General features: G+C 31.2%; 1 protein-coding gene. It reads right to left on the bottom strand.

Annotation, left to right across the window (positions count from 1 at the left end; genetic code table 11):
- Positions 1-398, bottom strand: a 398-nt coding sequence (locus HUN22_RS17770; RefSeq protein ID WP_174732113.1) for a hypothetical protein, incomplete at both ends; no start/stop codon positions are given.

Raw genomic sequence — 398 nt, 5'->3', positions numbered from 1 at the left:
AGGTATGACTCATCGGTATTTTGCAGAGAAACAAAACATGAAACTAAAGCCGTAAGAACCTCTCTAGAGTAATAATTAGGTTCAAATATCAATATTGTAAGACTAGAAATAATAATATCTGATGTCTTATCTAATGCATTTATCGGTTCAATAATTTTAGCTAAACCATCATCCAGATTTTTACCATTTCGCTTCATTCTATTTAGTTGAAGAATGATTTCTAATCCTAGTGAAAAACATAAACCTTCATCTCTTAACTTATATGAATCAAGATCATCTTCCACAACTTCAAAAAAACGACCTTCAGCAACAGCATTGAGATTTCCTTCGAAATGATTCAGATCATCTTTTTCATCCTTGACCAATCTGTTTATAATTTGTTGTGCGTGATTTTGAAG

Origin of the sequence: Acinetobacter lactucae (assembly GCF_013344765.1) — a bacterium.
Lineage (GTDB): Bacteria > Pseudomonadota > Gammaproteobacteria > Pseudomonadales > Moraxellaceae > Acinetobacter > Acinetobacter lactucae_A.
This window is presented reverse-complemented; position numbering and strand designations above follow the sequence as displayed.